Origin of the sequence: Streptococcus henryi DSM 19005 (assembly GCF_000376985.1) — a bacterium.
Taxonomy (GTDB): Bacteria; Bacillota; Bacilli; order Lactobacillales; family Streptococcaceae; genus Streptococcus; species Streptococcus henryi.
In genome coordinates this window covers 154,263-178,308 of sequence record NZ_AQYA01000035.1, presented here as the reverse complement: position 1 = coordinate 178,308, position 24,046 = coordinate 154,263, and the positions used below count along the sequence as shown (strand labels likewise).

Genomic DNA, 24,046 nt, shown 5'->3' with positions numbered 1-24,046 from the left:
GGAAAAAGTCATAATTTTTAGTTTTCCCCCTCAAACAGTCTTTCAAACTGTTTGACCCTTCGGAACTTCCGACGGGAGGGGAAGTCGAAACGATACTTTTCGACTGACGAGCTCGTGCAGGGAACAGCCGACTACTATTGAAGTTGGCGTAATGACATGCCTCGCTTTCTTATTCGTAATTGAACAAGAGAAATAATATGAAAACTTTGTCTATGTCCACTAATAGTGTAAACTTTTTTGACTGAATAAAAACTGCACTTCTTTTTTTCTAGGTTTGAAGTGCAGTTTTATTATTAGATTTAATTACAAATTATTTAACGATTTCCATGAGCTTTTCATAGCTATCGACAACACGGTAAATGACATCATGTGATAAATGCCCTGCTTCTTGCAGTGCTTTAAAATGCGCTTGGGCACACTTGATTTTATCTTGTTCTGCTTCCTTAAGTTGTAGGCTAGACATGGACCCCTTGGTTTCTGCTACGAAATAGACATGTTTGACACTACCTTCTTTGAAAGCAATAGCCCAGTCTGGGTTGTAATTTCCTAGTGGTGTCGGGATTTTAAAGGCTTGTGGCAGTTTGACATAGACCTTCACGTCTTCGTGTGCTTCGAGGTCATCTTTAAAGGTTTTCTCTGTTAGAGAATCCACTTTAATATAGTTGTAAACACTCTTAGTGGCTTTTGAAACCGTTGAATCAGACAGACGGACGCTAGCTGTATTATCATAAAAAATATCCGTATCAAAAGCGTCATCCAGGATATGATACTCAATATGCTGCACAACTTGCGTTGCCTTTTCTTCATTGATGAGACGAGATACTCTAAGAATAAAATCCTCAGGATTAGCACGGAACATGTCAAATTTATAAACGTGAATCTGACTCAGTATACTTGCCACAACACGTCTCGTCAAGCCAGTTCCATCAGCAATCTCCCCAAGCAAATCATAGCGGGTATTGATTTTGGTCCGATCAAGATACTCCTCTGTCACACTATTATCTGAAACTGTGAAGTCAAGCCCTTCTTTGGTCATTTTATCAGCTGCTCTGTCTGTGATAACATACTTAATTTTCTTAACCTCTAGCTTATCGTTAATAGCTTGAATACTTTTAGCAATTAATTCCTCATCATCAAATGTGACTTGATAGCTAGACTTACGGTTAATAGACTTCCAAAGATTCAAAAACTCTTGACGGGCAAGATTATCTTCATTAACTTGCTCTGAAAAGACAATTTCAGTGTCATTAGCATTATCAATCTCATATTGTTTGGCATCATAAACACTGTCAAGAACTTCCAACACTTGCTCCTCAAAACCACTTACAGACTCTGGGAAAACCAACTGATTCCTCTCTTTTTCCTCATAGAAAGTATCCGTCAGCTGACCATCTTTATCAACATAACCGTTTCTAATCAAGGTAAACTGCAATTCATTAGCTAGGTCTTCCGATACTTGCAGTTTGGCGCCAGCTTCATTTTCCAAAATTTTATGGACAAATAGCTGAGCTTCAACTTTTTGCGGACGTTCTGAGAGGATTTCCTTGAGTTCACCCTGTAGGCTTCTTGCGAAATCATCATAAGATTCATTAGCGATAACGGTTAACTTATTGATGTCATGAACTTGATCGCCAAGTAAGTCTTGGTCTTGTCTCATACCATTTTGATCAACAGACAGACGCATGCCTCGACCAATTTCCTGACGTTTACGAGTATCAGCTGCAGACTGTTTTAGAGTACAAATCTGAAAGACATTAGGATTATCCCAACCTTCTTTGAGGGCTGAGTGAGAGAAAATAAAACGTACTGGCTCATCAAATGATAGGAGGCGTTCCTTGTCTTTCATAATCAAATCATAGGCATCCTGGTCATTTGAACTTTGATTTTTCTTCTCTGTGGCAGATTTGTAATCGACAAAGACTGTCTTTGTCGATTTTTTGACCTTATCAACAGAGAAATAACCAGCATGGGCTGATGAGGCTTGCTGAGCTTTTTCAAGAAAAACACGATAGCGTGAAGCTTTATGACTTCCCAGATAATCACGGACTTGACGGCGATACTCTTCCTCGAAGATTTCAGCATAGTCACCATTATGGGCATCGTGATTAGCATCGTAAGCCTTGTACTTGGCAACTTCATCAATGAAAAAGAGGGACAGAACCTTGATGCCTTTGTCATAAAGGCGTTCTTCTTTTTCCAAGTGACTCTTGATTGTCTCACGGATTTGAATGCGACGCATATCATCTTCATTGGTCTCCCCAATGACTTGACCAACCTGAATCGTTCGATTGACACCAATCTGGATAGTGCCATATCTGGCATCGAATTGACTCAAGGTCCAACCATCACGATACTGCTCCATCTCCCCAGACTCTGCATAGAGGTCAAATGGCGCAGAAACCGTCTTAGTCTGTCGGCGGATGCCATTTTTCCCAAGAAGTTCGAACTCAATCTTAGCTTTAGGTCCACCAGTTTTTTGCGGGATGATTTCTTGGAGGTAGAGGTATCCCTCAGTCCCGGTAGTTCCCAACTTCTCAATAGCCTTGACAGCAATCTTCTTCACCAATTTCTTGTTATAGGCGTCCATGGCATCGAGACGGTAAACCATGTCATATTTTTCTTTATGAGTAGCAGAATAGCGGAGCGTAAAGAGCGGTTTAAAGTCTGCTAAACGTTCCTTGGTTTTCTTGCCTTCTACCGACTGCGGCTCATCAATAATCATGATAGGATTGGTCGCTGCAATGACATCAATTGGTTTGCGCCAGCGGAAGGACTCTTGCTCCATATGAATACGTCTGGCATCTTTTCCAGTCGCATTGAAAGCTTGGCTATTGATAATCATGACCTCAATATTTGATGAATTGGCAAAATCATCCAAGACACCTAAACGCTTAGAATCATAAATAAAATGGCGCGGTTTTTTACCATAAAGCATTTGAAAATGTTCTGTCATGGTTTGGAAGGACTTATGCACTCCTTCACGAATAGCCACGCTAGGTACCACGATGATAAACTTGAGCCAACCGTAGCGTTTATTGAGCTCCATGATGGTACGAATATAGGTATAAGTCTTACCAGTCCCTGTCTCCATTTCGACAGTGAAATTGTAGGCATCACGTCCAGCTAAAGTGTCAATGGAAAGTTTAGCTGAAGGCTTGATATTATATTTGCTTTGTTTCTGGTTGACCATGGACTTGATGTCATTTGCAGTAACAGTTATGGGAGCATTACGGTAAGCATGGTGAATATCATTATCAAATTCATCATTCGCTCGACCAGGGTCAGCCATATAGCGGAGCCCATCATGCCTTTGCTGCCCCTGAAACAGATCAACGACAGCAGAAACAGCATCCAGTTGGAATTGTTGTTGTTTAAATTGGAGTTTCATAATTAAGATTATATAAGGTGCAAAAGGAGTCGGCCAAGATAGGAAAATCAATCAAGACATTGTTTAATGTCTTTGAGGATTTTGTCTTTTTGGCATTGTTCCTAGCTCCTTTTCAATTCCTTTCTGTGTGTTCTAAAAATTTATGAGTTACGAAAGCCATTTTTTTGAATTATTATTCGAATAGATACATCGTAGGGAAGTTACGACGATGGTTCTGATTTTCTGGAAGGGAGCAGAATGTTACGCTAACACCAATATCTATTTAATAGGGTACAGTAATTTATTTATATTAAACTTTCAATGCTAATTGATGAAATCTTTACCCAAATTCTTAGAATACCTCTTTCCAATTTTTTTAATACCAGATTTTGTGATATCCCTTGTATACTTAATTTCGGATTTCATTGCTTCAACAAGTGTATCATTTAATTTATCTAATTTATTGTAATTAGTTGGTCGTCTATAGCCAGTTTTTTATATTCTTTAATATCTATTAACTCTTCATCCATAGCTTCAACAAATCCTTGTAAGAGTTCTGAAACATTCTCACTTGCAATATAGTATCCTTTCGCATATAAACCTCTTAATCTTTCGTAATACTCTACAATCAGATCATGGTCGTTGTATATTTTTTCTAGTAAATATGCTAATTCACCATATAACTCGAGTTTTTTCTCAAAAAGAATTGCACAATTGTTATCTCTCTTTGTTTTCCAGATAGCAATCAAAGAGAGTAGAACTGCAGCAATACTCGTAAAAGATTGGCTAATGTCAACAAATAAGTTCCAAGACATCTTCTACACCACCTTTACTTTTGTCATTGGTGAGAGCTCTTTGAAAATCTGGGTCAAGTTGATTTTACTTGATGAATTAGCAAAACTTTCATCTTTGAAGATGGCACGGAGCGGTTCTTTACTTGCGATTGCTTTAACAGTTTCCTCAGAAATATTATTAGCAAAACAAGCTAGGAGACTGTTATCATCAACATTATAGACGGTAACACCGTTAATTTCTTCTTTAGCAATATTAAGTGATAATTCCATACCCCAACGTAACATAACCTGAAAGAGCAAATCTAAATCTGTACGATTCTCCTTAATGTTTGAAACACTTTCAAAAAGGTCTTGCTGAGAGTACGAATCTGGTGTGCTATAAACATCACGGAAGTTTGATGAATCCACTTTGAATGCTTTGAAGCCAAAGTCTTGACCTCCAACTTTATCCGGATTTTCAGACTTAATTTTTTCAGCAGCACGACGAATACGTTCTCGCGAAATCTGGTCAATGGTTTCGTAGCCGGCTTCTTTTGCTGCTGATTTATCCGCTACTGGTTCGTCAAGCGTTGCCAGAATATACTTACGATGTCCGCCATCTTCAGCATTAAGCTGCATCACAGCATCTGCAGTGGTTGCTGAACCAGCGAAGAAGTCGAGGATCATAGCATTTTTTAAACCCAACATAAATAAAAGCATCTTAATATAATTCGGATTTTTTGGCATTGAAAATAGTTTTTTTGAGTCAAAATCACTCTCAATAAATGCTGCGGTTTCAGTTTTCAAATCCCACTCATCAGTCGACTTTATTAAACTTTTTTGTTGTTTATAGACATTCCTATCTTTTTCATAAATACTGTTCTCTTTGAACAACAATGAATTAGATTCAAAGAGCTCATAGAATTTATTTTTCGTATATGTGTTTTCTAAAAGTACTCCATCTTTTATTGATTTAAATATTTTATAACCATCAAAAATTAATTTTTTATCATATTCATCTATTTTTTCTTTTTTTAGAATAATACTATTACCATCATAATACACACTATAGTCTTTATCACCTCCGTTAGCTTTATCATTTGTACTTTCACCAACTAAAACCCTTTTCCCATGTGAATAGTATCCAAATTCATCTTTCAATAAATCATCCTTCTTCACAACACTTTTAAAAGGATAAGTTATTTCAATATTTTTAGCATAAATAAGAAGACTTTCATGATTTACGGAAACAAATTTACTATTCTTTCTGCCTTTTGGATTATTTTCAATAGCTAAATTTACTACAAAATTCTCCTCCCCAAAAATCTCATCACACACAGCTTTCAGGTTAGCTTGTTCGTTGTCATCAATCGAGATAAAAATCACACCAGTCTCTTTGAGGAGGTTACGTGCCAAGACTAGTCGTGGGTACATCATGTTGAGCCAGTCTGAGTGATAACGGGCATTTGATTTTTCATTTTTAACCAAACGTTTGCCAGTTTCATCAAGGCTATCAGTTGCCTCGTCAATTTCTTCCTGGGTCATTTGGAATTTGTCTGAGTAAACAAAGTCTCTCCCTGTATTGTAGGGTGGGTCAATGTAAATCATGTCAATCTTATTGAGGTAAGATTCTTGTAGGATTTTGAGGACTTCAAGGTTATCTCCTGTGATAAAGAGATTCTCGGTCTTGTCAAAATCTACACTTTCCTCTAAATCTGGTCGAAGTGTCTTGCTAGTTGGTCGCCCTGCTTCTGCCATGGCATCACGCTTACCAACCCAAGTAAATTCATAAGTCTCAGGTCCATCTGCTAATTCATGACTGAGAATATCCTTAAGTTTATCAAAATCAATGGCTGTATGAAGACGTCCATTGTCGTCTTGACTTTCGGTCAAGACTTGAGGAAAAAGCTTCCCAATCTTTGAAATGTTATCCTGTGTGATGTTCTTAGAAGTGCTATCGAGCATTTCAACTCCCGTATATTCACCATATTGTGCCATTTTAATTACCTCTCGCTTTTTACTTGACACTCAGCACAGCCTCTGTTATTCTAAAAATAGAAAAGGCGCTGAGCGGCTAACTCAACGCCTGACAGGATCACTAAATAGTGGTTCAGGTTGACAGATTAAAAATAACCGTCAAACTCCCTAAAGTTTCTGACGGTTATTTTTTGTCTATAATTGCTAAAATGATGGCAATGATTAAGCCTAGGACATTTACAAGCAAACTTGCAAATGCTATGACAACCATCATATCATCAGCTGACAAAAGCGCTCCTCCTTTCTGTTAGATTTGCTGTCCACTTTCATGGGCATCCCTCCCTTCAGAAACTCAGAACCACCGTCTCAACTTTCCTGTCATTTTATCTATTCGTAATCGAACAAGAAAAATGTTGAGTTATTGTGTTTTTATTTTTTCTAGGTCTGCCAGTACTTGCTGGTAGGCCTTTTTATAGTCCATTTGTTGTCTCATGGACTTAGCAGTATACATTTTCTTCTTGAGTTGCCCTGCTTTCTTTTCCATTTTTTCAATCTCTTGACTTTTGACAATAGCAGAGCTGATATCTTCTTCGGCTCTGGCTATAATCTTATCTTGAGCTACTTCCTTAACCAGCTGACCAAAGAGCTCATCAAGTGTATTGACGCCGTAATCGATACTAATGTCATCTTCCGTTTTAAAGGACCTAACTATCTGATAAAGAAGAGCTTCTTTAGGCGACTTTAAAGGTTCCTTGTAATTGACTAAGAAAGAAGCTCTGCCATTTTCCAAAAGAATCTGAAAAATAAGATACATCCCTAGACGTTGATCCAGTTGCTTGAGCAAGTCAAGATTGATATCATCACTTTTTAGTTTGACTTCTATGACCATGATTTGCTTGACCTTTTGGCCATCAGGGATATTGGTGGTCTGACTGTCCAAGACATGCGTGATACTCAGTTGCGCAATTTGATCACGCAGCTCCTGCTTTTCTTTTGTGGATAAGCTGAGCTTCTCAAAGAAATCTGTATTGCCCTTTTGATGAGGCTTGTAAAGGATGCGCGGTTTAGGAAGTTGGCTGCGCTGTGGAAAATTAGTCACTGCGATCACCTCCTAGCTTCAGAATGAAGAAGCAGATTAGTTCAAAATCATCTGCACCTTCAACTCCACTATCCAAGAGATTAACAGAAGTCATCGAAAAGAGGGAATCCAGTGTTGATTGCTGGTCAGATTCCACCAGATAATCAATTGCAGACTGGAGTAATTCTGTATAATGCTCCATTTGACTGCCATCCTTAGTCTCTTGATTAAATTGTTTCACCAGAAGGTGATTTGGCTCTGCTTTTCCTTTGGCTACCTGTCTCAGTTTTTCCAACAATTGCTTGCTATCGGACGCTGGAAACAGAGATTGACCGTCCGAATCAACATAGACTAGGACATAGGGATAGAGCCTGTTTTGCTGATAATCACTTGCTTGGTCATTTTTATTTCTAAGTAAGAAGATGGCACCCTCTTCTTCTGGAGACTCAACTTCTATTATGGTTTGTAGGCCAAGCGGTGTTGTCTCCAACTCAGGATGCTTGGTAAGGTATTTCTTCATATCAGTACGATAATCTTCTAGACCAAGATCCATGATGGAGATACCTTCATTCATATCTTCCAAATCTACAACTTCATTACGCAAGCGTTCCAACTGTTTCTTGCGGTAGTTATTATCTTCAAGTTCTTCTTCTGAAAGAATATTATCGTCCGCTGTTGAGGTTAAAACTGAAATTTTCATACGGGATTCAACACGCGCCTTGAGATTGATATATTCATCTAGCTCAATATTTGGCCAAAAATTTATCAATTGGATGCAAGCATTAGTTGAGCCGATACGGTCAACGCGTCCAAAACGCTGGACAATTCTCACCGGATTCCAGTGAATATCAAAGTTGACCACAGTATCACAATCTTGCAAGTTTTGACCCTCACTAATAACATCAGTCGCAATCAAGATATCAATTTCTAAACCATCATTTGGATAAACTAAATCCTTTGATTTAGACTTGGGTGAAAAATAAGTCAATAAAGTATTGAGATCATTTGACTTTAGTGGCAAGGTTGTTTGATAACCATCTGCTCCTGAAATTTTAGCAGTATAGAGGCCATACTTTTCTAATACGTAAGAATTTAAATTGTCGTAAAGATAATCAGTCGTTGTCGCAAAAGCTGAGAAAATCAAGAGTTTATGATTACCTTCATTGATTGGCTGTGTCATTTTAGCATCAATGATTTCTTTTAATTGCTGCAACTTTTGGTCATTCTCAGGCTTAATTTGATTAATCAAACCTTCAATTTGTGTCAAGATACGAAAGTCAGCATCTAATTCGTATTTCCAAGTCTGATAGTCCATATCTGCTAAGTTGATAATTGTCTTTTTACCGACCATAAAATCACTGTTTGAGTCTTCAAGGTCGAAGTCTTTATCATCTAAGGATACAGCTTTTATCTGCTCAGCTTTTCCAGTCTTATCGTAATTGTCAATGGTCTTCAGGGTTTGACCAACATAAGCTTTAACGACATCAACTAAGGTATAACGAAAGGCTTCAACAGAGCTTTCCAATCGTTTAAGAAGATTGATCATCATCAATTTTTTTATACCTGACTCACGGCCAAGTTGCGTCAAGTTAGCTTGATTGCCAAGTCCCTCCTTCTCGTATTTTGCCATCTTAGAAGGGTAGATATGTTTACTTGGCTGATAGATAGTCAACTGTAGTTGGTCAAGTAAGTTATAGATTTTCTGATAGCTTAAATCAGAACCTGCACTTGCTAAATCAGGATAGTAATTTTGCGGTACTAAACGCTCAGGAAAATCACCAATTTCTGCTCGATTGTAGAATTCTCTGATATGCTTACGACTTCTAGCTATGGTGACACTATCTAGAACCTTGAAGAAATCAAAATCTAGTTTATGTAATAAACTCTCTGTCGTTCGAGATTCCGAAGGTAAGTCTGACCACTGATTATAGGCGAGCTGGGCTTGACGGAAGATATCATCAATAGATGAGCCAAGTCCTAATTTATCATCGATTTGACTTGAATTACCTTCATAAGCTAGAGCAAGCTGATTTTTCAAATCGTTGAAACGATTATTAACGGGTGTTGCTGAGAGCATGAGTACTTTTGTCGGTACTCCCTCTCTTATAATTCGGTTCATAAGGCGCGTGTAGCGATTTTCACGTCCCAACTCGACTTCTTTATCGCTAGACCCACCATTTCGGAAATTGTGAGATTCATCAATCACCACCAAATCATAGGTATCAAAACGATTTAATTCAAGGTTAATGCCATTAGACATCCCCTTATCTCTACTTAAATCTGTGTGATAGAGGACATCATACTGTAAATAACGGTCATAAATAGGATTATTTTTGTAGTCATGCCGATACATATTCCAGTTATTTTCCAATTTCTTAGGACACAAAACTAAGATACGTTTTCCACGATAGGCATAGTAGGTCATAACTGCTAAGGCAGTAAAGGTTTTCCCTAGTCCTACAGAGTCAGCTAAGATGCAACCATTGTATTGTTCAAGTTTAGCAATCAAAGATTCAACTGCATCTTTTTGGAAATCATAGAGAAGATTCCATATTTTTGACTTTTTAAAGCCGACATGTTCATTTGCCAAGTGGTCATCTGAAATATCATTCAAAAAATCCTTGAAAAGATTGTATAGAGTAACATAGTAGAGAAATTCTGGCGAGTGCTCTTTATAAGCAATGGTTAAATTTTCTAAAACTTCCTCAGTCACATCACGAAAGAATTCATCATTCTCCCAAAAATCATTAAACTCTTTAAGGTATAAAAGACTTTCTGGTGCTGTAAAACGATGACGACTGGACTTGAGCAAACTTTTTTCATAACCCAGCTCTTTCAAGTCAAAATTTTTCAACTTATCATAAACTATTGTGTTATCATCTGTTTCAACTCTTATGCCAGTATCAATTTCCTCGTCAGATACTGCTATCGACTTAAACTGGACTTTCTCTTTTATCCAGTCTGCACATTCTTTTGCGACTGTTTTTTGCTTCAATTCATTCATGAGTTTCAGCTCATAGGTGGCACCAAAAAGACTGCCTTCACGGCGACGTTTTGGGATACTGTACTCTCTGAACTCTTTGGGTAATTCATCTGTCGTAAATGTTGGGTTGGTGAAAATAAATTTTAAAGCCTCAATATTCTCTAGTTCATCTTTGAGTCTCTGATAAGCAAAAATTGAAAAGGTGGCAGCTGCCATCTGAACACGACTTCCACTTTTTAAATCCTCTTTTAACACATCTCCCAGTAAAATTTGTCGATTATCTATTGTCTCCATTTTTTACCCCCAGAGTACGCCAAAAGACCTGACAGTATTCTGCCAGGTTAATTTTATATTAAATTGTGAAAGGCTATATTTCTCTTGAGTTAAGCGAAGCGTGATATATATATATATATATATATATACAGCCACAAGGTTTTCAGCCATTTTCATAATCTCCTTTTACCTGTTAAATTACTTCTATTTTATCACAAATTATACTAATGTTAAGGAAATTTCGAAATGATTTTCACCCCAAAAATTCTTTGAGTCCTTCTTTTTCTTCTGCTGTCAATTCTCTGTAGTCGCCTATTACTAAATCTCCTAGTTGTAAGGGGCCAAAGGTAATGCGTTTGAGGTAAGTTACTTTGACGCCGTAGGCTAGGAACATTTTCTTGACTTGGTGAAACTTGCCTTCTGAAATAGTGATATGGGCGCAGCTGACTTGAGGGCTAGAGCTGATGATATCCAGTTTGGCTGGTTTGCAGATGGTACCGTCTAAGAAGCGGATGCCATTTTCAAAAAAAGCTGGCGCATCGGCATGAAGCTGGTCGTTGACCTCGACGTAGTAGGTCTTATCGACATGGTGCTTTGGGTGGAGCAAGCGAAAGCCCAGAGGACCGTTGTTAGTGATGAGAACCAGGCCTTCGGTGTCGCGGTCCAGCCGTCCAACAGGATAGAGACCGGACTTGCGGTCAGGAGCGTCAATCAGGTCAATAACCGTCTGGTGCTGGTCGTCGCGAACCGCTGACACGACGCCATTGGGCTTGTTGAGGATATAGTAGACGTCGGGGGAATAGCTGAGCTTCTTGCCCGAAATTGTGATGGTCAGCAGGCTGGGGTCCACATTGAGATTATCTGCAGTAGCCAGCTGACCATCCACGCGCACCTGATGACTTCTGATGAGTTTCTTAACTTGATTACGCGAGCCATAACCTGCCAGGCCCAATAATTTATCTAGTCGCATCTTGTCCCAACACCTCTAAGAAATAATGATTGAGTTTCTGCCAATCCACCTTCTCCACTGGCAATTCTGCTGCTAGCTGATTAAGACGAACCATTTGATCTTCCAAATAAGCATTGACAACCTCTACTCTGTCAATTATGCCACCTTCAGGTAAAACCTGCTTGCGCTCCAACAAGTCTTGGACGACTGGCATTAGATTTCGAGGCAATTCTGCTTCAACCAGCTTGTCAAATTCAATAGGCGGCGGTGTCTGGCGCTTAACAATCCAATTGGCAGCCAAAATGGGACGCAGGGCGTAGAAATACTTTTTAACCTTGATCCGCTCCCCTGTCAGATGCTTTTCATAATTGGTTTTCGCCATATTGAGATAGTGATAAAGCGACTTCTTAGCGGAGAAATAGTCTTCAAGCAAGTCCTTCAAGCCCTGGCACTCAGGCGCTTCATAATAGACAATGGGTGACTTGGTCCACTCAATTAAGGTCGGATTGGATTTATAGAGCAATCGCAGAGCCTTCTGCAAGTCCCAGCCATTGATATCCAGAACATCATTGAGCACCCAATCGATGACATCGGGCTGCGCCTGTAACTTGAGATAGTCAGCAGTCTGACGAGAATAAATGAAACGCACATCGTAGTCACTGTCTGGGGATTCAAAGCCCCAAGCACGACTGCCAGACTCAACTGCCAAAAGAATCTTAACCTTTTCTTGTTCTTCGATAGCCTTGATTTCTTGTAAAATCTTTTCTTTCATCATGCTTCTCTCCTTCATATCTTTTCTATCTATTTTATCATTTTTAAGCTGGAAATTTGCTTGATTTTGATAAAAGGTGTAAACTATCACTATATAGTAACATTTTGCAAAAACATGCAGCTAAACAAAAGGAGAAAATATGGGACTTTTACAAGACGGTCAATGGGTTGATCAGTGGTATGATACCAAGTCAACTGGCGGCAACTTCGTCCGCACGACGACGCAATTTCGCAACTGGGTGACAGCGGATGGTTCTGCTGGTCCGACCGGAAAAGGAGGCTTTAAGGCTGAGTCTGGCCGCTACCACCTCTACATTTCTCTGGCTTGCCCTTGGGCATCCCGCACCCTCATCATGCGTGCCCTCAAGGGCTTGGAGGACCACATCTCGATTTCTGTTGTTCATCCTCTTATGTTGGAAAATGGTTGGAGTTTTGAAGAAGGAGACGGTGTGATTGCCGATACTGAGCTGAATAAAGATTACCTCTATCAGGTCTATTTAGCTGCGCAGCCGAATTATAGCGGCCGTGTTACCGTACCTGTACTCTGGGACAAGAAGACAAAAACGATCGTCAACAATGAATCTGCCGAAATCATGCGCATGTTCAATACAGCTTTTAACGATTTAACTGGAAATACCGATGATTATTATCCTGAGGATTTGCAGGCTGACATTGATGCCATGAATGATTTTGTCTATCCCAACATCAACAACGGTGTCTATAAGGCAGGATTTGCCACTTCTCAGGCTGTTTATGAAAAAGAAGTCAAGGCGCTATTCCAAGCTCTTGATAAGTTAGAAGCTCTGCTATCTTCCCAAAACTACTTGGTAGGAAATACCTTTACCGAAGCGGATATCCGTCTTTTCACGACTTTGGTGCGTTTTGATGCGGTTTATTATGGGCATTTCAAGACCAATATCCGCCGTCTGGTTGATTATCCAAACCTTTGGGCTTACACCAAGCGCATCTACAATATGCCTGGCATTGCTGAGACGGTCAATTTTGACCACATCAAGCAGCACTACTATGGCAGCCACAAAACCATCAACCCAACAGGCGTGGTCCCAGTCGGACCAGACTTGGATTGGAGCATATAATAAAAATCAAGTTAGGATTTCCTAGCTTGATTCTTTTCTAGCTTTTGAAAGAGAAGTACCTTGAGCTCTTCAATGGCTTCCTGCTCTTCCTGATTTGTGCGATTTTCAATAATTGCTTTGATATTACACATGACACAGGAACTATACATATCACTAATAATTTCCTTGCCCTTAATATGCTCAAAGCGTTGTAAAAACTGCTCTTTAAACAAAGTCACAAGTCGCGCTTCAAGCCCAAAATCCTTAAATTCAGAATCCAACAAGAGCTTGATAATATCCTTATGTGGTTGATAAAGTTGCTGTGAAAGAGAATCGATGACTGATAAAAGCTCTTCAGGTCGTTCAAAAGTCTGTTTCATGTAAGGCTTAATCTGTTCGATAATTTGGTCAGCGATATCATCAATGACTTGAATTTTATGATCATAATGAGCATAAAAGGTGGAGCGACTGCATTGAGCAGTTTTGCATATGGCATTAACGGTGATTTCTGAAAAATATTGACTAGCTAAACAAGTTAGCATCGCATTTTGAATATTTGTTTTTGTTTTAATAACCCTAAGATCCATAATGATTTTCCCTACATTTCTCTTGCTTGTGTTCGATAGACTACATTTTTAGCTGAAGTGTTCTGTCAAATAACTATATTTTTCATTATACTTTTCTTAACCTTAAAAAGAAAGCAGGAAAGGTATGATGTTTACAGGCAATAGACAATTTGATTTTCAAATCCAACGCTTCACTTCACTCTATATTGAGGATGAAGAGGTCCAAGGAGATCGTAAAGAAATTGGCTCACAAATAGTTGACTTCATTTCTTGGAAAAGATGGTGGTTAGAGAGGGCTAGCTATTATGAAAAAACAGGGAAACTTAACATTGCTTCCTCCTATTACAAAGCTGCCATGTTTTATCTCACCCTGGAGGATCCAGATAGAGAAGACATTTATCAAAGCTTTCAAAGAACTTTTTATGCTAGCTTCACTGATTTTGACTATGAAAAGGATGCGGCGCCTTATCAAGATGGATACTTGCCCACCCTGCTCTTAAAAAATCCTAGAGCTTCTAAGACACTCTTAGTAATGGGAGGTTTTGATGGCTTCCTAGAAGAAATTGCCAGTTTCTTTAGTCACATGAAAGACACAGACTACAATATTTTGATTTTCGATGGTCCTGGTCAAGGCAATACTGTAAGTCAAGGTCTGCGCTTCACACCACTCTTTCATAAACCAGTTGCAGCTGTGTTGGATTATTTTAAACTTGAGCAGGTAGATGCCATGGGGCTATCTTTGGGTGGATTTTTGGTCATGCAAGCCGCTTCTATGGAAAAGAGAATTCGTAAAGTTATCGCTATGGACATTTTCTACAGTCCAATGGATGCCCTCAAAATGAACTTAGGAAATATCCCCTTTGCTATGCTCTCCATCATGATTAATCTAAGAGCAAAATACCTTATCAATCCCATCATCAAGCAAATTGCTAAAAATAGAATTGATTTGAAGTGGGAACTCCAAAACGGTTATATGTTGACAGGAGAATCAAATCCCTATGATTTGATAAGAAACCTCAAAAATCATAATGTGGGCCAATATTTAGCCCAGATCACTCAAGATTGTCTGCTCTTAGTTGGTCAAGATGACCACTATGTCCCCTATCATCGCATTGCTGATATTTTACTAGGACTTAAAAATGCTCGCTCTATACAAGTTAAGGTCTTCACCAAAAAATCTGGCGGAGAAGAACACTGCCAAGTTGGCCATATGGATTTAGCCTTTGATGAAATTAAACACTTTCTGAGCTAGTTTCTAGCTAAAACTATTCAAGTAGAGAACTTGGGCAGGAGTATGAAAGAGAAGATCTAACCCTTTACAGGACTGAAATTATAAAAATGATATAAATTACAAAATTTACTTGATAAAATTACTTAACTGGTTTATAATTTATTTTGTTAATTGGTTAATCATTTTTTCTATAAATATGAAAGGACATTTTATGGCAAAAAAATCTAAAATTGCTCGCTATAATAAGCAACTTAAGTTAATTGAACAATACGCTGACCTTCGTCATGAACTGAAGGCAAAAGGAGACTATGAGGCTCTTAGAAAACTGCCCCGTGACTCTAACCCAAATCGCTTGAAGAATCGTGACCGTATTGACGGCCGTCCCCATGCCTATATGCGTCAATTTGGTCTCAGTCGTATCAACTTCCGACAATTGGCCCACAAGGGACAGATTCCTGGTGTCAAAAAAGCCAGCTGGTAGGCTGACTTGACGATTAAAAAATCATAGCTCAATCAGTTTAGGAGTTTTTTATCACAAAATAGTCACCTAGTTTTCACTATACTAGGTGACTATTTTTACTTTCTACAACTTACTTGCTGCAGCTTCATCAACAATAACAATAACATCATCATGCTCTTGTAAGATGCTTGCTGGCAGGTCTGTGGTGACTGGGCCATTAATCATTTGGGCAATGGCATCCGCTTTGTCCTGACCGTATGCCATGAGCACAATGGTTTTAGACTTCATGATTGAGGCAATCCCCATAGAGATAGCCTGTTTAGGTACTTCTTCATAGGAGTCAAAGAAACGGCTGTTGGCTTGGATGGTGTCTGCTGCCAAATCAACCACTTGAGTAGTCACGTCAAAGGCTGTCCCTGGTTCATTGAAACCAATGTGACCATTTCGACCGATGCCTAAAATCTGAAAATCAATAGGGTGTTGGTCAATAATGGTGTCATAGCGTTTGACTTCTGCTTTCAAATCCTTAGCCAGACCATTTGGTATGAAACTTTCTTTGCATGGTTTGTATTGAAAGAGGTGTTCTTTCATAAAGTAGGCATAGCTTTGCTCATTATCAGCTGATAGGCCAACGTATTCATCCAAGTTAATGCTTGTTAATCCAGAAAAATCCAAATTGCTCTTGATGATTTCTTGATAAAAAGTGATTGGTGTGCTGCCAGTTGCTAAGCCCAATGTTTTAGCTCCGCTAGCTAGTTTTTCTTTGAGCAGGGTGAAGGCAATCTTGCCTCCCTCTTCTTGATTGTCAACTTTAATAATTTTCATGGCTGGCTCCTTATTATTCTTTCTTTTATTGGTCTATACCTTTTTCTATCTTCATTATATGGTATATACCAATTTTTGTCAACTAATAGTCCTAAAAGAGGCTTGAATGTCCTAAGTAAAAAGGTTGAGACGGACCAGTCTCAACCTTTATTGTATCTATTAATCAATTGTACCGATTAAAGCACCCAAAAATTGTCCGACATAGTAGGCAAATAGGGCAGCTAGGAGACCTACCAAGAGTGTACGGAGCACTTCTTTTTTACGGCTTTCCTCGGTAATGGTTCCTTTTACCCAGCCAAGTAGAGCAAGTGCAAAGGAAACGAGGACACAGGCAACCGCAAAAGTATGGTCTTGTAAGAAAGTCAGGCGATTGACCAAGAGATAAGCTAAAAGCGGAATCAGGCCGAAAGCGTTAAAGGAAGTGAAGGTTGCGATGGCATTCTTGAGGGCGTCTTTGTTGTCCACTTCTTTGGATGTGGTTGAACTTAAGTAGTCTCCTGCTGCCATAGAGAAGCCATCTGCTAGGAGGTTGGAAAAACCAAGGATAATAATGGTTGTTAGACCAAGATTTCCTCCGACAGAACCTGCCACGACGGCGAAGGTGGTAATAATCCCGTCCAAACCGCCATATACGATAGACTTTGCATAATCTTTGACCGCCATACTGTCACCCTCCTTCATGAATTTTTTCTGCGTCAGCCATGGATAGTCATGACAAAGCGTAGCTATTTTTCCAAAAAAACATTCTTTTCTATATGTCTATTATAACACTTAATTAGAATGATTACAATTAAACCTAGAGGATGACGAATGGTTTATCTCGTGTTATAATGGATAGGCTGAAAACTCGAATTTAGGAGAATGTATGAATACTGAAGATTTTAATTTCTATTTGCCTGAGGAATTGATTGCCCAGACTCCGCTGGAGCAGCGTGACAGCTCTAAGCTTTTGGTCATTGACCGCGAGAGTCATGAGATGGTGGACGCTCATTTTGACCATATTTTGGATGAGCTTAACCCTGGTGATGCCTTGGTGATGAACAACACGCGCGTGCTGCCTGCCCGCCTTTACGGTGAGAAACCCGACACCCATGGTCATGTGGAGCTTCTGCTCTTGAAAAACACTGAGGGGGACCAGTGGGAAGTACTTGCTAAACCTGCTAAACGCCTTCGTGTCGGTGCACAAGTGAGCTTCGGTGACGGTCGCCTCATGGCAACTGTCGTCCAAGAGTTGGAGCACGGTGGTCGTATCGTCGAATTTAGCTACGATGGTATCTTCCTTGAAGTCCTTGAAAGCCTTGGGGAAATGCCTCTGCCTCCTTATATCCACGAAAAACTCCAAGATCGCGAACGCTATCAGACCGTTTATGCTAAGGAAAATGGCTCCGCTGCAGCCCCTACAGCTGGATTGCACTTCACTCAAGAACTTCTAGCTAAAATCGAAGCCAAAGGCGTGAAATTGGTAGAACTGACTCTTCATGTTGGTCTGGGAACCTTCCGTCCAGTCTCAGTTGATAACTTGGATGAACATGACATGCACTCAGAATTCTATAGCCTGTCTGAAGAAGCTGCCCAAACCCTTCGCCAAGTCAAGGCCAATGGCGGACGTGTTGTCGCTGTCGGAACAACCTCCATCCGTACCCTTGAAACCATCGGCTCCAAATTTGATGGCGACATCAAGGCTGACTCAGGTTGGACCAAGATTTTCATCAAACCAGGCTATACCTTCAAAGTGGTAGACGCCTTCTCAACCAACTTCCACTTGCCAAAATCAACCCTCGTCATGCTGGTATCAGCCTTCGCAGGACGTGAATTCGTGCTTGAAGCCTACAAACACGCCGTAGACGAACACTACCGCTTCTTCAGCTTCGGCGATGCCATGTTTGTCAAGTAGGACTGAAAAATATAGTCATTTGAATTAGCTTTGATACATCGTCACTATCGGTTTGACGTACTTCAAATGTAAACTGACTTCGTCTGTCAGTTTTTATTTCACACCTCTGTTCCTTGTCTGAAAGCTCTTCATTCGACTATAGAATATAGAAAAAGACATGAAAGAATCAATTCATGTCTTTTTGTTTTGTCTTGATTTATGGCAAAATGTCGTAGAGATAAAATCTAGCAAGCTCTAACCCTTAAACCCTTGGACAAACTTGTCCAACTCTTCTTGGGCTTCTGGTGTGGTTCCAACCAGTTGACCGAGAAGCTTTTGAAGTTCTGCGGTTTGTTGGTCAATGCGTTGATTGGTTTCGTTGATTTTTTGGACGATTTCGGATAGGGGAGCGACTTCTTCCTCTTCAAAGGTGTCCACGTAGCGTGGGATGTTGAGGTTGTAGTCGTTTTCTTTGATTTCTTCAAAGCTGGCTAGATGGGCGAATTTGTCCATATCCTCGCGTTTGTGATAGGCGTCAAGTATCTTGGCAATATGGTCATCATTCATGATGTTCTGGTTCTTGCCTTTGACAAATTCCTGTGAAGCATCAATGAAATAGACATCGCGATTGCGACGATTTTTCTTGAGGATAATAACCGTGGTCGGAATAGACGTATTGAAGAAAATGTTGGCAGGCAGACCAATAACGGTATCAATAGCCCCTTCCTCCAGCAGAGCTTGTCTGATTTTCCCTTCAGCATTTCCCCTAAAGAGAACGCCATGAGGGAGAACGATAGCCATGACACCGCCGTCTTGCTTGAGGTGATAGAATCCGTGGAGCAGGAAGGCAAAGTCAGCCTTGGATTTGGGCGCTAGGGCACCAAATGATGAGAAACGTGGGTCTTGCAGGAAGCCAGAATCGGCTGATCACTTGGCTGAATAAGGTGGGTTCATGAGGACACCATCAAAGTTAGTTGGCTCTTGAGTTGGCCAGTCCTCGTCTAGCGTATCAGCATTGTGCAAGTACTGGTTTTCAATAGGCACACCGTGCAGAATCATGTTCATGCGAGCCAGATTGTAGGTTGACGTGTTGAGTTCCTGACCGAAGTAGGAAATAGTGTTCGGTGACTTGCTGTAGCGCTTAGCATTAAGCAAGAGCGAACCCGAACCCATAGTGGCGTCGTAAAGGGTGAAGCCTTGCACCTCTTCTCTTCCAGTCAGGGCAATCTGAGTCATGAGCTTGGCAACAGGCTGAGGTGTGTAGAACTCACCCGCTTTTTTTCCTGAGTCAGTCGCAAACTGACCAATCAGATACTCATAAGCATCACCCAGCATGTCCCCAGCGTGACCTGCCACATCAAGCACCGCCAACTCTTTCATAACACTGGCGATAGTCTGATTTTGTTTTTGAGGAGTCTGCCCAAGCTTTTTAGAATAGAGATCAATGTCCTCAAAAAGATTTTCAAAAAGCTCATCATCCTGCTCGATATTGCGGAAACCTTGAGCCAAGGACTCCAACTGGAAGCGGCCCTCATTGATTTGATTGACCAGAGCCGTAAAGGTCAAATCTGGCTCGATGGCATAGGACATCTCATCCTTAACCACATCCACCAAATCATCGTGCGAATCCGCATCCTCATAATATTTACGATAAGAGGCCAGCGCCTCATTGAGGTCATCCGTCTCCTCCTCCATGGTCTCAGCCACATAGAAGAGCATCTTATCCGAAAGGTATTTGTAAAAGACCATACCAAGCAAATAAGACTTATAATCGTTGGCATCCATCTTCGAACGGAGAATATCCGCCGAATTCCAAAGCGCCTGATAAAGCGATTGGGAAGTTTGATTTTCCATTATTTTTTCCTTTTTTTGTTTTTTTAGGGGAATGGCAGAGCTAGAAAGTTGATCAATAATCTCTTTTATGCTTCTCATCAATACGTCGTGAAAATCTATAACCTTGTGATTCTAATTGCTCAATTCTTCCTTCAATTTTTTTAATTACAGAATCTTCATAGGAGATTTTTTCACCATTTTCGAATTTATACCTTCCAACCCACAATGTATATATTTTGTCATCTGGTCTAAAGTCAAAGTCCTCGTAATCTTTGCCATTGGAAATAATGTTTTGTAAAATCCAGAATGAAACGAACTCATGGTCATTGAGTGAATTAAGTGCACTCCATAAACTTTCGTCCCACTTTGAAAACTTATTCCAAAGGTCATTACTACTAATATATGTTAAAACAATAAAATCTTTTCGTTTTGCTTGCTTAAAGTTTCTACTTAAAACTGATAAATTTGTGAATCTTTCACCTAATTTATGAAAAGAGAATATATGATACTTTACAAAAAAATATATTTTTTGAGATAAATCAAAATCAAATTGATCCAATAACTTATTCCAACACATAAATATTATATTATCAATTTGAGCCTCAGTCTTATTTGCTCTTTCTTTCGGAATATCGTATATGAGGGTCGTTCCTGACGCCCCAGCAAATTTTTTAGGTGGCATTATCTCATATTCTTTTTCTCTGATAATGTAAGAAATTGCATCACTACTTTGATTCTCTTTAATATATTTAAGAGAGATTGCCACTAATAAACTTTTTTTGCTATCTTCAAAAGACGAGTAGTTAGCTATAAAGTATTGATAGAAATCTGTATTTTTGGGAAGAAATAGTGCACTTTCCAATTTAGTATTATCTTGAAATACTTTCTCTAAATCTTCGATAGATGTATTTGAAGTTTGCTCAAAAAGTAAGTATGCACTCCTATCTTTTGAAAAACAATTAGGATAATATACATTTTCCTTATTCTGTAACTGATTTAATAAATACCATATTAATTCATTATCGGGTATTGTTGGTTCCCATTATATTTTAATTCTGATTTCTGTTCATCGGATAGAGTATATTCAATCAGTTCATCATCTAGTAAACCTTTATATAACTTTGGATGAAAAAGATACGCATAAATAACTAGTAATTGTTGTTCAACTTGGACATGACCACTTTTGCCTTGTAGAAAAAATTCTTGATTAACATAATCGTTAAAGTGCACACGGTCCCTCAGATTTCGCCCTTCTGACTTTAATAATCTTTTGAAATGGTCGCTGAGGGTTACACCAAATGTAGCTTCCAATTTAAGAAAGTAGTCGTTCCATATCTCATTTGGATGAAGGGAAAAAGGTAGTTCAATTCTCCGATCTATTATTTTTGATAAATAATTATCCTTTACTTTATTAATTTTGTTGATATCTCCAACAAAAACAATTGGTAATTGACCATTTAATAGACTGAATAATTTATAGATTTCCTCCTGACGTGAACTTGATAAACGATCAAAGTCATCAATGACAAGGACTTTCTTACTAAATGAAAAATTTGCTAAAATATTAGCATAAAAAATATCTGACTTTGGTTTAAAGAATTGGTGAGCAGCAACACATAATACTATTATTGTGACGAAAATTTTAAAAAAAGAATCTGATATATAGTGACTCAAACCGAGATCAATCACATTTGACATTAAAATAGATACAACGACTGCAAAAACTGCTATTGCTCTTATTATAAAATATATAATTGGTCTGAGTCTTGAAAATACAATCTCTATTGAGGTACGATTATCATTTATTTTCCAAAAATCAATCGTAACTATTTTTTTCTTTGACTTTTCACTAACATTTACTAAAAAATCTGTTTTTCCTGAACCCCAAGCACCATTCAAAAAGAATGTTTTATTTTCTTTCAATAATATCACAAAATTTTCAACTGCTACAGATGTATCTATTCTATCTAAAGCAATGTTCTGAGTAGAATTCTTTTCCATTATTCCTTACCTCGTCAAATAAACATATCTTGCAACAACTTCTTCTTCAATGTTTCTAACTCATTTATCTTGGTTTGATAAGATGAGATGAGATTATCAAGTTTTGAAAAGAATATACCAATGGAGTTTTGTTCGCTAACTGAAGGAATTGTTATAGTTATCCCCATAAATTCATCGAAATTTATATTTAGCAAACCGTCCATCCTAGCTCCAGAAGAAACTAATTTTGCCAACTCTCTGTCCGTCTTTTTAGTAGCAAACATTGTTTCAATAAATTTAGAATCTGCTTGTTTGTTGACTTTAAAACTGTGATAGACTCTAGGAACTAGTGCTTCATCGTAGTTCTCAAGTTCAAACACCACTCCATATTTTGCTAATTTGGAATTTCCGTGATTATAAGAAAGTTCACCTTTACGTAAGAGTGTATAATTTTTCTGTTCTTTCCCAGCGATATTTTGTGAAAATCTCTCCTCTTGATTCATCCATCCATTTGCTGCTGAAATTGTTAGAGTAGGTAAATCCATTCGACCATCATTCCCTTTTACTCTCTCTGTTACATCTCCCAATTTCTTCACTTCCCATTCTCCTTCAAACCCATCCAAACGTATCTCAGGTACAGTCTGCCCAGCTTTTGGAAACATCTTGGATAACATGGATTTTTTAAAGGATTGATAATTCTCTAAATTGTCCTTGTAAGAAGATAAAAGAGAATCAATAGTGGAGAAAAGAGAGCCGATTTGGGATTGTTCAGCCAGTTTAGGGTGACTAAGTTTCTGTTTTCCTAGTGATGTTTGATTTATGCTTGCCTGGCTAACCGCTTGATTGGCATGTGATCTAGCCCAATCACGTTTCTCCTCAGTATTTAATTGATAAAAAAGAAATTCAGCATTATATTGCGGTTTACAAGATAACCTTAACAGATTGATACCATGATATACAGTTTTATCAGCTTTAAACAATGCAACTTTTCCCATATGTTTAAGTGAATTGATATTACTATAAAGTATGTCACCTTTATTCAATCTAAATTTTTCATTTGGCTCAATATTTGAAAATCCTAATTTATCAATATTTATATCTCCATCTGCTATTGTTTCAATTCGAGTAAGATAATATTTTCCATCGTTCAAAGAAGAATCTCCAGTAAAACCTGATGAAATATTAAAAATTTCACTTAAACATTTTTGTTGCCACTCATCATCAAATCCATTAAATCTAACTTTTGGAATAATTCGTTTTGTCATCTAAATTTCCTAACATCAATGTTTTACTACTATTACTTTTATATCGTCTTTAACTTCTAAATCTCTTCGAAGCTCAAGCTCATCTCTTATTTCACCTAAATCATAAATAATAAAAAGTAATTTAGAATAATTCTTGCTATAGGCCGTAATATCTGCATTAATCTCTTCAATAATTTTTGATTTTTTCCCCTCTCGTAATAATTTAACTTCAATAGCTAAATTAATATTTGGAATAATGAAATCTGGTACATATTCTCGACCTGAAAAATTGAATTTACCTGTTTCTCTATCATAATCAATTCCTTTTGACCAATTTTTTCCTAAAAATAGATTTTCTATAGCATTTTGGATTTCTTTCTCTTTTAAAGGTTTTTCATGAATCGTTTTCCGTAATTTTGAAGCAATAAAATTTTCTAAATTGTTAAATTCATCCTCAGAAAACTCAATGGAATTATTTAAAAATGATATCAAAAAGTCTGTTTCTAATAATACTGTTTCCATAAAAGTTTTCTGAGCTGGCCAAGTCATATCAAAAGGATTTGTATTTTCAAGATTGAATATATTTATACCAGGATTCTCCTTTAATGTAACAACCGACTCCTTTGCTATCACATTGTATTTCCTCGCGTAAGATACACATGAATTGTATTTACCAATGATGTCCGAGGTATCTGATAAAGTTCTCTTGATTGTTTCAGATAGTACATTTGCTTGACTTATCAGAAGCTTAATTTTTTTAGTTTTAAGTTGTTCCATCTTTCTCCCC

General features: G+C 38.4%; 19 protein-coding genes and 1 pseudogene. 4 read left to right on the top strand and 16 right to left on the bottom strand.

The window, feature by feature from the left end:
• Positions 1-310: 310 nt before the first annotated feature.
• The 8 genes from F601_RS0108690 to F601_RS0108650 form a co-directional block, all read right to left on the bottom strand.
• Positions 311-3,388, bottom strand: a complete 3,078-nt coding sequence (locus tag F601_RS0108690) for a type III restriction-modification system endonuclease (protein WP_018165291.1) — start codon at positions 3,386-3,388, stop codon at positions 311-313.
• Between the two features lie 434 nt (positions 3,389-3,822).
• Positions 3,823-4,182 (bottom strand): hypothetical protein, encoded by a 360-nt coding sequence (locus F601_RS0108685; protein WP_018165290.1) that lies wholly within the window; start codon positions 4,180-4,182, stop codon positions 3,823-3,825.
• A 3-nt stretch (positions 4,183-4,185) separates the two neighbouring features.
• The gene (locus tag F601_RS0108680; RefSeq protein WP_018165289.1) at positions 4,186-6,138 is read right to left on the bottom strand and encodes a site-specific DNA-methyltransferase; all 1,953 of its coding nucleotides are present in this window, start codon (positions 6,136-6,138) and stop codon (positions 4,186-4,188) included.
• A 163-nt stretch (positions 6,139-6,301) separates the two neighbouring features.
• Positions 6,302-6,406 carry a putative holin-like toxin gene (locus F601_RS13525; RefSeq protein ID WP_018165288.1) on the bottom strand — a complete coding sequence of 35 codons (105 nt, stop codon included), beginning with the start codon at positions 6,404-6,406 and terminating at the stop codon, positions 6,302-6,304.
• 129 nt (positions 6,407-6,535) lie between these two features.
• Positions 6,536-7,216, bottom strand: a complete 681-nt coding sequence (locus F601_RS0108670) for a DUF4391 domain-containing protein (RefSeq protein ID WP_018165287.1) — start codon at positions 7,214-7,216, stop codon at positions 6,536-6,538.
• The gene (locus tag F601_RS0108665) at positions 7,209-10,472 is read right to left on the bottom strand and encodes a helicase-related protein (RefSeq protein WP_018165286.1); all 3,264 of its coding nucleotides are present in this window, start codon (positions 10,470-10,472) and stop codon (positions 7,209-7,211) included. The genes F601_RS0108670 and F601_RS0108665 overlap by 8 nt, the downstream gene beginning before the upstream one ends.
• A 232-nt stretch (positions 10,473-10,704) precedes the next feature.
• Positions 10,705-11,421, bottom strand: a complete 717-nt coding sequence (locus F601_RS0108655; RefSeq protein WP_018165284.1) for a pseudouridine synthase — start codon at positions 11,419-11,421, stop codon at positions 10,705-10,707.
• A complete protein-coding gene (locus tag F601_RS0108650) occupies positions 11,408-12,175 on the bottom strand; it encodes a nucleotidyltransferase domain-containing protein (RefSeq protein WP_018165283.1) in 768 nt (255 codons plus the stop codon). Before F601_RS0108650 ends, F601_RS0108655 begins: the two co-directional genes overlap by 14 nt.
• A gap of 136 nt (positions 12,176-12,311) precedes the next feature.
• Between F601_RS0108650 and F601_RS0108645 the strand changes: the two genes are divergently transcribed.
• Complete coding sequence (locus tag F601_RS0108645; protein ID WP_018165282.1) at positions 12,312-13,268, top strand: glutathione S-transferase family protein; 957 nt, start codon at positions 12,312-12,314, stop codon at positions 13,266-13,268.
• Positions 13,269-13,279: 11 nt separating this feature from the next.
• Here F601_RS0108645 and F601_RS0108640 read toward each other — a convergent pair whose 3' ends face one another.
• Positions 13,280-13,834, bottom strand: coding sequence for a TetR/AcrR family transcriptional regulator (locus tag F601_RS0108640; protein WP_018165281.1), 555 nt, complete (start codon positions 13,832-13,834; stop codon positions 13,280-13,282).
• A gap of 127 nt (positions 13,835-13,961) precedes the next feature.
• Here F601_RS0108640 and F601_RS0108635 point away from each other — a divergent pair, with 127 nt between their 5' ends.
• Together F601_RS0108635 and rpsN are read left to right on the top strand one after the other, a co-directional pair.
• Positions 13,962-15,065, top strand: coding sequence for an alpha/beta fold hydrolase (locus F601_RS0108635; RefSeq protein WP_018165280.1), 1,104 nt, complete (start codon positions 13,962-13,964; stop codon positions 15,063-15,065).
• Positions 15,066-15,255: 190 nt separating this feature from the next.
• A complete protein-coding gene (gene rpsN / locus F601_RS0108630) occupies positions 15,256-15,525 on the top strand; it encodes a 30S ribosomal protein S14 (protein ID WP_018165279.1) in 270 nt (89 codons plus the stop codon).
• 102 nt (positions 15,526-15,627) lie between these two features.
• Here rpsN and nagB read toward each other — a convergent pair whose 3' ends face one another.
• Entirely contained in the window at positions 15,628-16,329 is a 702-nt protein-coding gene (nagB, locus tag F601_RS0108625; protein ID WP_018165278.1) for a glucosamine-6-phosphate deaminase, read from the bottom strand.
• A 159-nt stretch (positions 16,330-16,488) separates the two neighbouring features.
• Positions 16,489-16,992: a VIT1/CCC1 transporter family protein gene (locus tag F601_RS0108620; protein WP_018165277.1), complete on the bottom strand. Its 504-nt coding sequence runs from the start codon at positions 16,990-16,992 to the stop codon at positions 16,489-16,491.
• A 202-nt stretch (positions 16,993-17,194) separates the two neighbouring features.
• Between F601_RS0108620 and queA the strand changes: the two genes are divergently transcribed.
• Positions 17,195-18,223, top strand: coding sequence for a tRNA preQ1(34) S-adenosylmethionine ribosyltransferase-isomerase QueA (gene queA, locus F601_RS0108615; protein WP_018165276.1), 1,029 nt, complete (start codon positions 17,195-17,197; stop codon positions 18,221-18,223).
• Between the two features lie 234 nt (positions 18,224-18,457).
• Here queA and F601_RS12515 read toward each other — a convergent pair.
• The 5 genes and pseudogenes from F601_RS12515 to F601_RS12505 all read right to left on the bottom strand — a co-directional run bounded on the left by F601_RS12515 (position 18,458) and on the right by F601_RS12505 (position 24,036).
• Positions 18,458-20,056: pseudogene (locus F601_RS12515) on the bottom strand (type I restriction-modification system subunit M).
• Positions 20,057-20,108: 52 nt separating this feature from the next.
• Positions 20,109-20,897 carry a hypothetical protein gene (locus F601_RS13520; protein WP_051070629.1) on the bottom strand — a complete coding sequence of 263 codons (789 nt, stop codon included), beginning with the start codon at positions 20,895-20,897 and terminating at the stop codon, positions 20,109-20,111.
• A 149-nt stretch (positions 20,898-21,046) separates the two neighbouring features.
• Positions 21,047-22,036 (bottom strand): P-loop NTPase fold protein, encoded by a 990-nt coding sequence (locus F601_RS13515; RefSeq protein ID WP_051070628.1) that lies wholly within the window; start codon positions 22,034-22,036, stop codon positions 21,047-21,049.
• Positions 22,037-22,050: 14 nt separating this feature from the next.
• A complete protein-coding gene (locus F601_RS0108600; protein ID WP_018165273.1) occupies positions 22,051-23,280 on the bottom strand; it encodes a restriction endonuclease subunit S in 1,230 nt (409 codons plus the stop codon).
• Positions 23,281-23,295: 15 nt separating this feature from the next.
• Positions 23,296-24,036, bottom strand: coding sequence for a PD-(D/E)XK nuclease domain-containing protein (locus tag F601_RS12505; RefSeq protein ID WP_155979162.1), 741 nt, complete (start codon positions 24,034-24,036; stop codon positions 23,296-23,298).
• Between the last annotated feature and the right edge of the window lie 10 nt (positions 24,037-24,046).

What these genes read in the sequence shown, in the direction of transcription:
- F601_RS0108690 (WP_018165291.1), bottom strand. Translation starts at nt 3,388, where the DNA reads ATGAAACTCCAATTTAAACAACAACAATTCCAACTGGATGCTGTTTCT.
- F601_RS0108685 (WP_018165290.1), bottom strand. Translation starts at nt 4,182, where the DNA reads ATGTCTTGGAACTTATTTGTTGACATTAGCCAATCTTTTACGAGTATT.
- F601_RS0108680 (WP_018165289.1), bottom strand. Translation starts at nt 6,138, where the DNA reads ATGGCACAATATGGTGAATATACGGGAGTTGAAATGCTCGATAGCACT.
- F601_RS0108665 (WP_018165286.1), bottom strand. Translation starts at nt 10,472, where the DNA reads ATGGAGACAATAGATAATCGACAAATTTTACTGGGAGATGTGTTAAAA.
- F601_RS0108655 (WP_018165284.1), bottom strand. Translation starts at nt 11,421, where the DNA reads ATGCGACTAGATAAATTATTGGGCCTGGCAGGTTATGGCTCGCGTAAT.
- F601_RS0108650 (WP_018165283.1), bottom strand. Translation starts at nt 12,175, where the DNA reads ATGATGAAAGAAAAGATTTTACAAGAAATCAAGGCTATCGAAGAACAA.
- F601_RS0108645 (WP_018165282.1), top strand. Translation starts at nt 12,312, where the DNA reads ATGGGACTTTTACAAGACGGTCAATGGGTTGATCAGTGGTATGATACC.
- F601_RS0108640 (WP_018165281.1), bottom strand. Translation starts at nt 13,834, where the DNA reads ATGGATCTTAGGGTTATTAAAACAAAAACAAATATTCAAAATGCGATG.
- F601_RS0108635 (WP_018165280.1), top strand. Translation starts at nt 13,962, where the DNA reads ATGTTTACAGGCAATAGACAATTTGATTTTCAAATCCAACGCTTCACT.
- rpsN (WP_018165279.1), top strand. Translation starts at nt 15,256, where the DNA reads ATGGCAAAAAAATCTAAAATTGCTCGCTATAATAAGCAACTTAAGTTA.
- nagB (WP_018165278.1), bottom strand. Translation starts at nt 16,329, where the DNA reads ATGAAAATTATTAAAGTTGACAATCAAGAAGAGGGAGGCAAGATTGCC.
- F601_RS0108620 (WP_018165277.1), bottom strand. Translation starts at nt 16,992, where the DNA reads ATGGCGGTCAAAGATTATGCAAAGTCTATCGTATATGGCGGTTTGGAC.
- queA (WP_018165276.1), top strand. Translation starts at nt 17,195, where the DNA reads ATGAATACTGAAGATTTTAATTTCTATTTGCCTGAGGAATTGATTGCC.
- F601_RS13515 (WP_051070628.1), bottom strand. Translation starts at nt 22,036, where the DNA reads ATGGAAAAGAATTCTACTCAGAACATTGCTTTAGATAGAATAGATACA.
- F601_RS0108600 (WP_018165273.1), bottom strand. Translation starts at nt 23,280, where the DNA reads ATGACAAAACGAATTATTCCAAAAGTTAGATTTAATGGATTTGATGAT.
- F601_RS12505 (WP_155979162.1), bottom strand. Translation starts at nt 24,036, where the DNA reads ATGGAACAACTTAAAACTAAAAAAATTAAGCTTCTGATAAGTCAAGCA.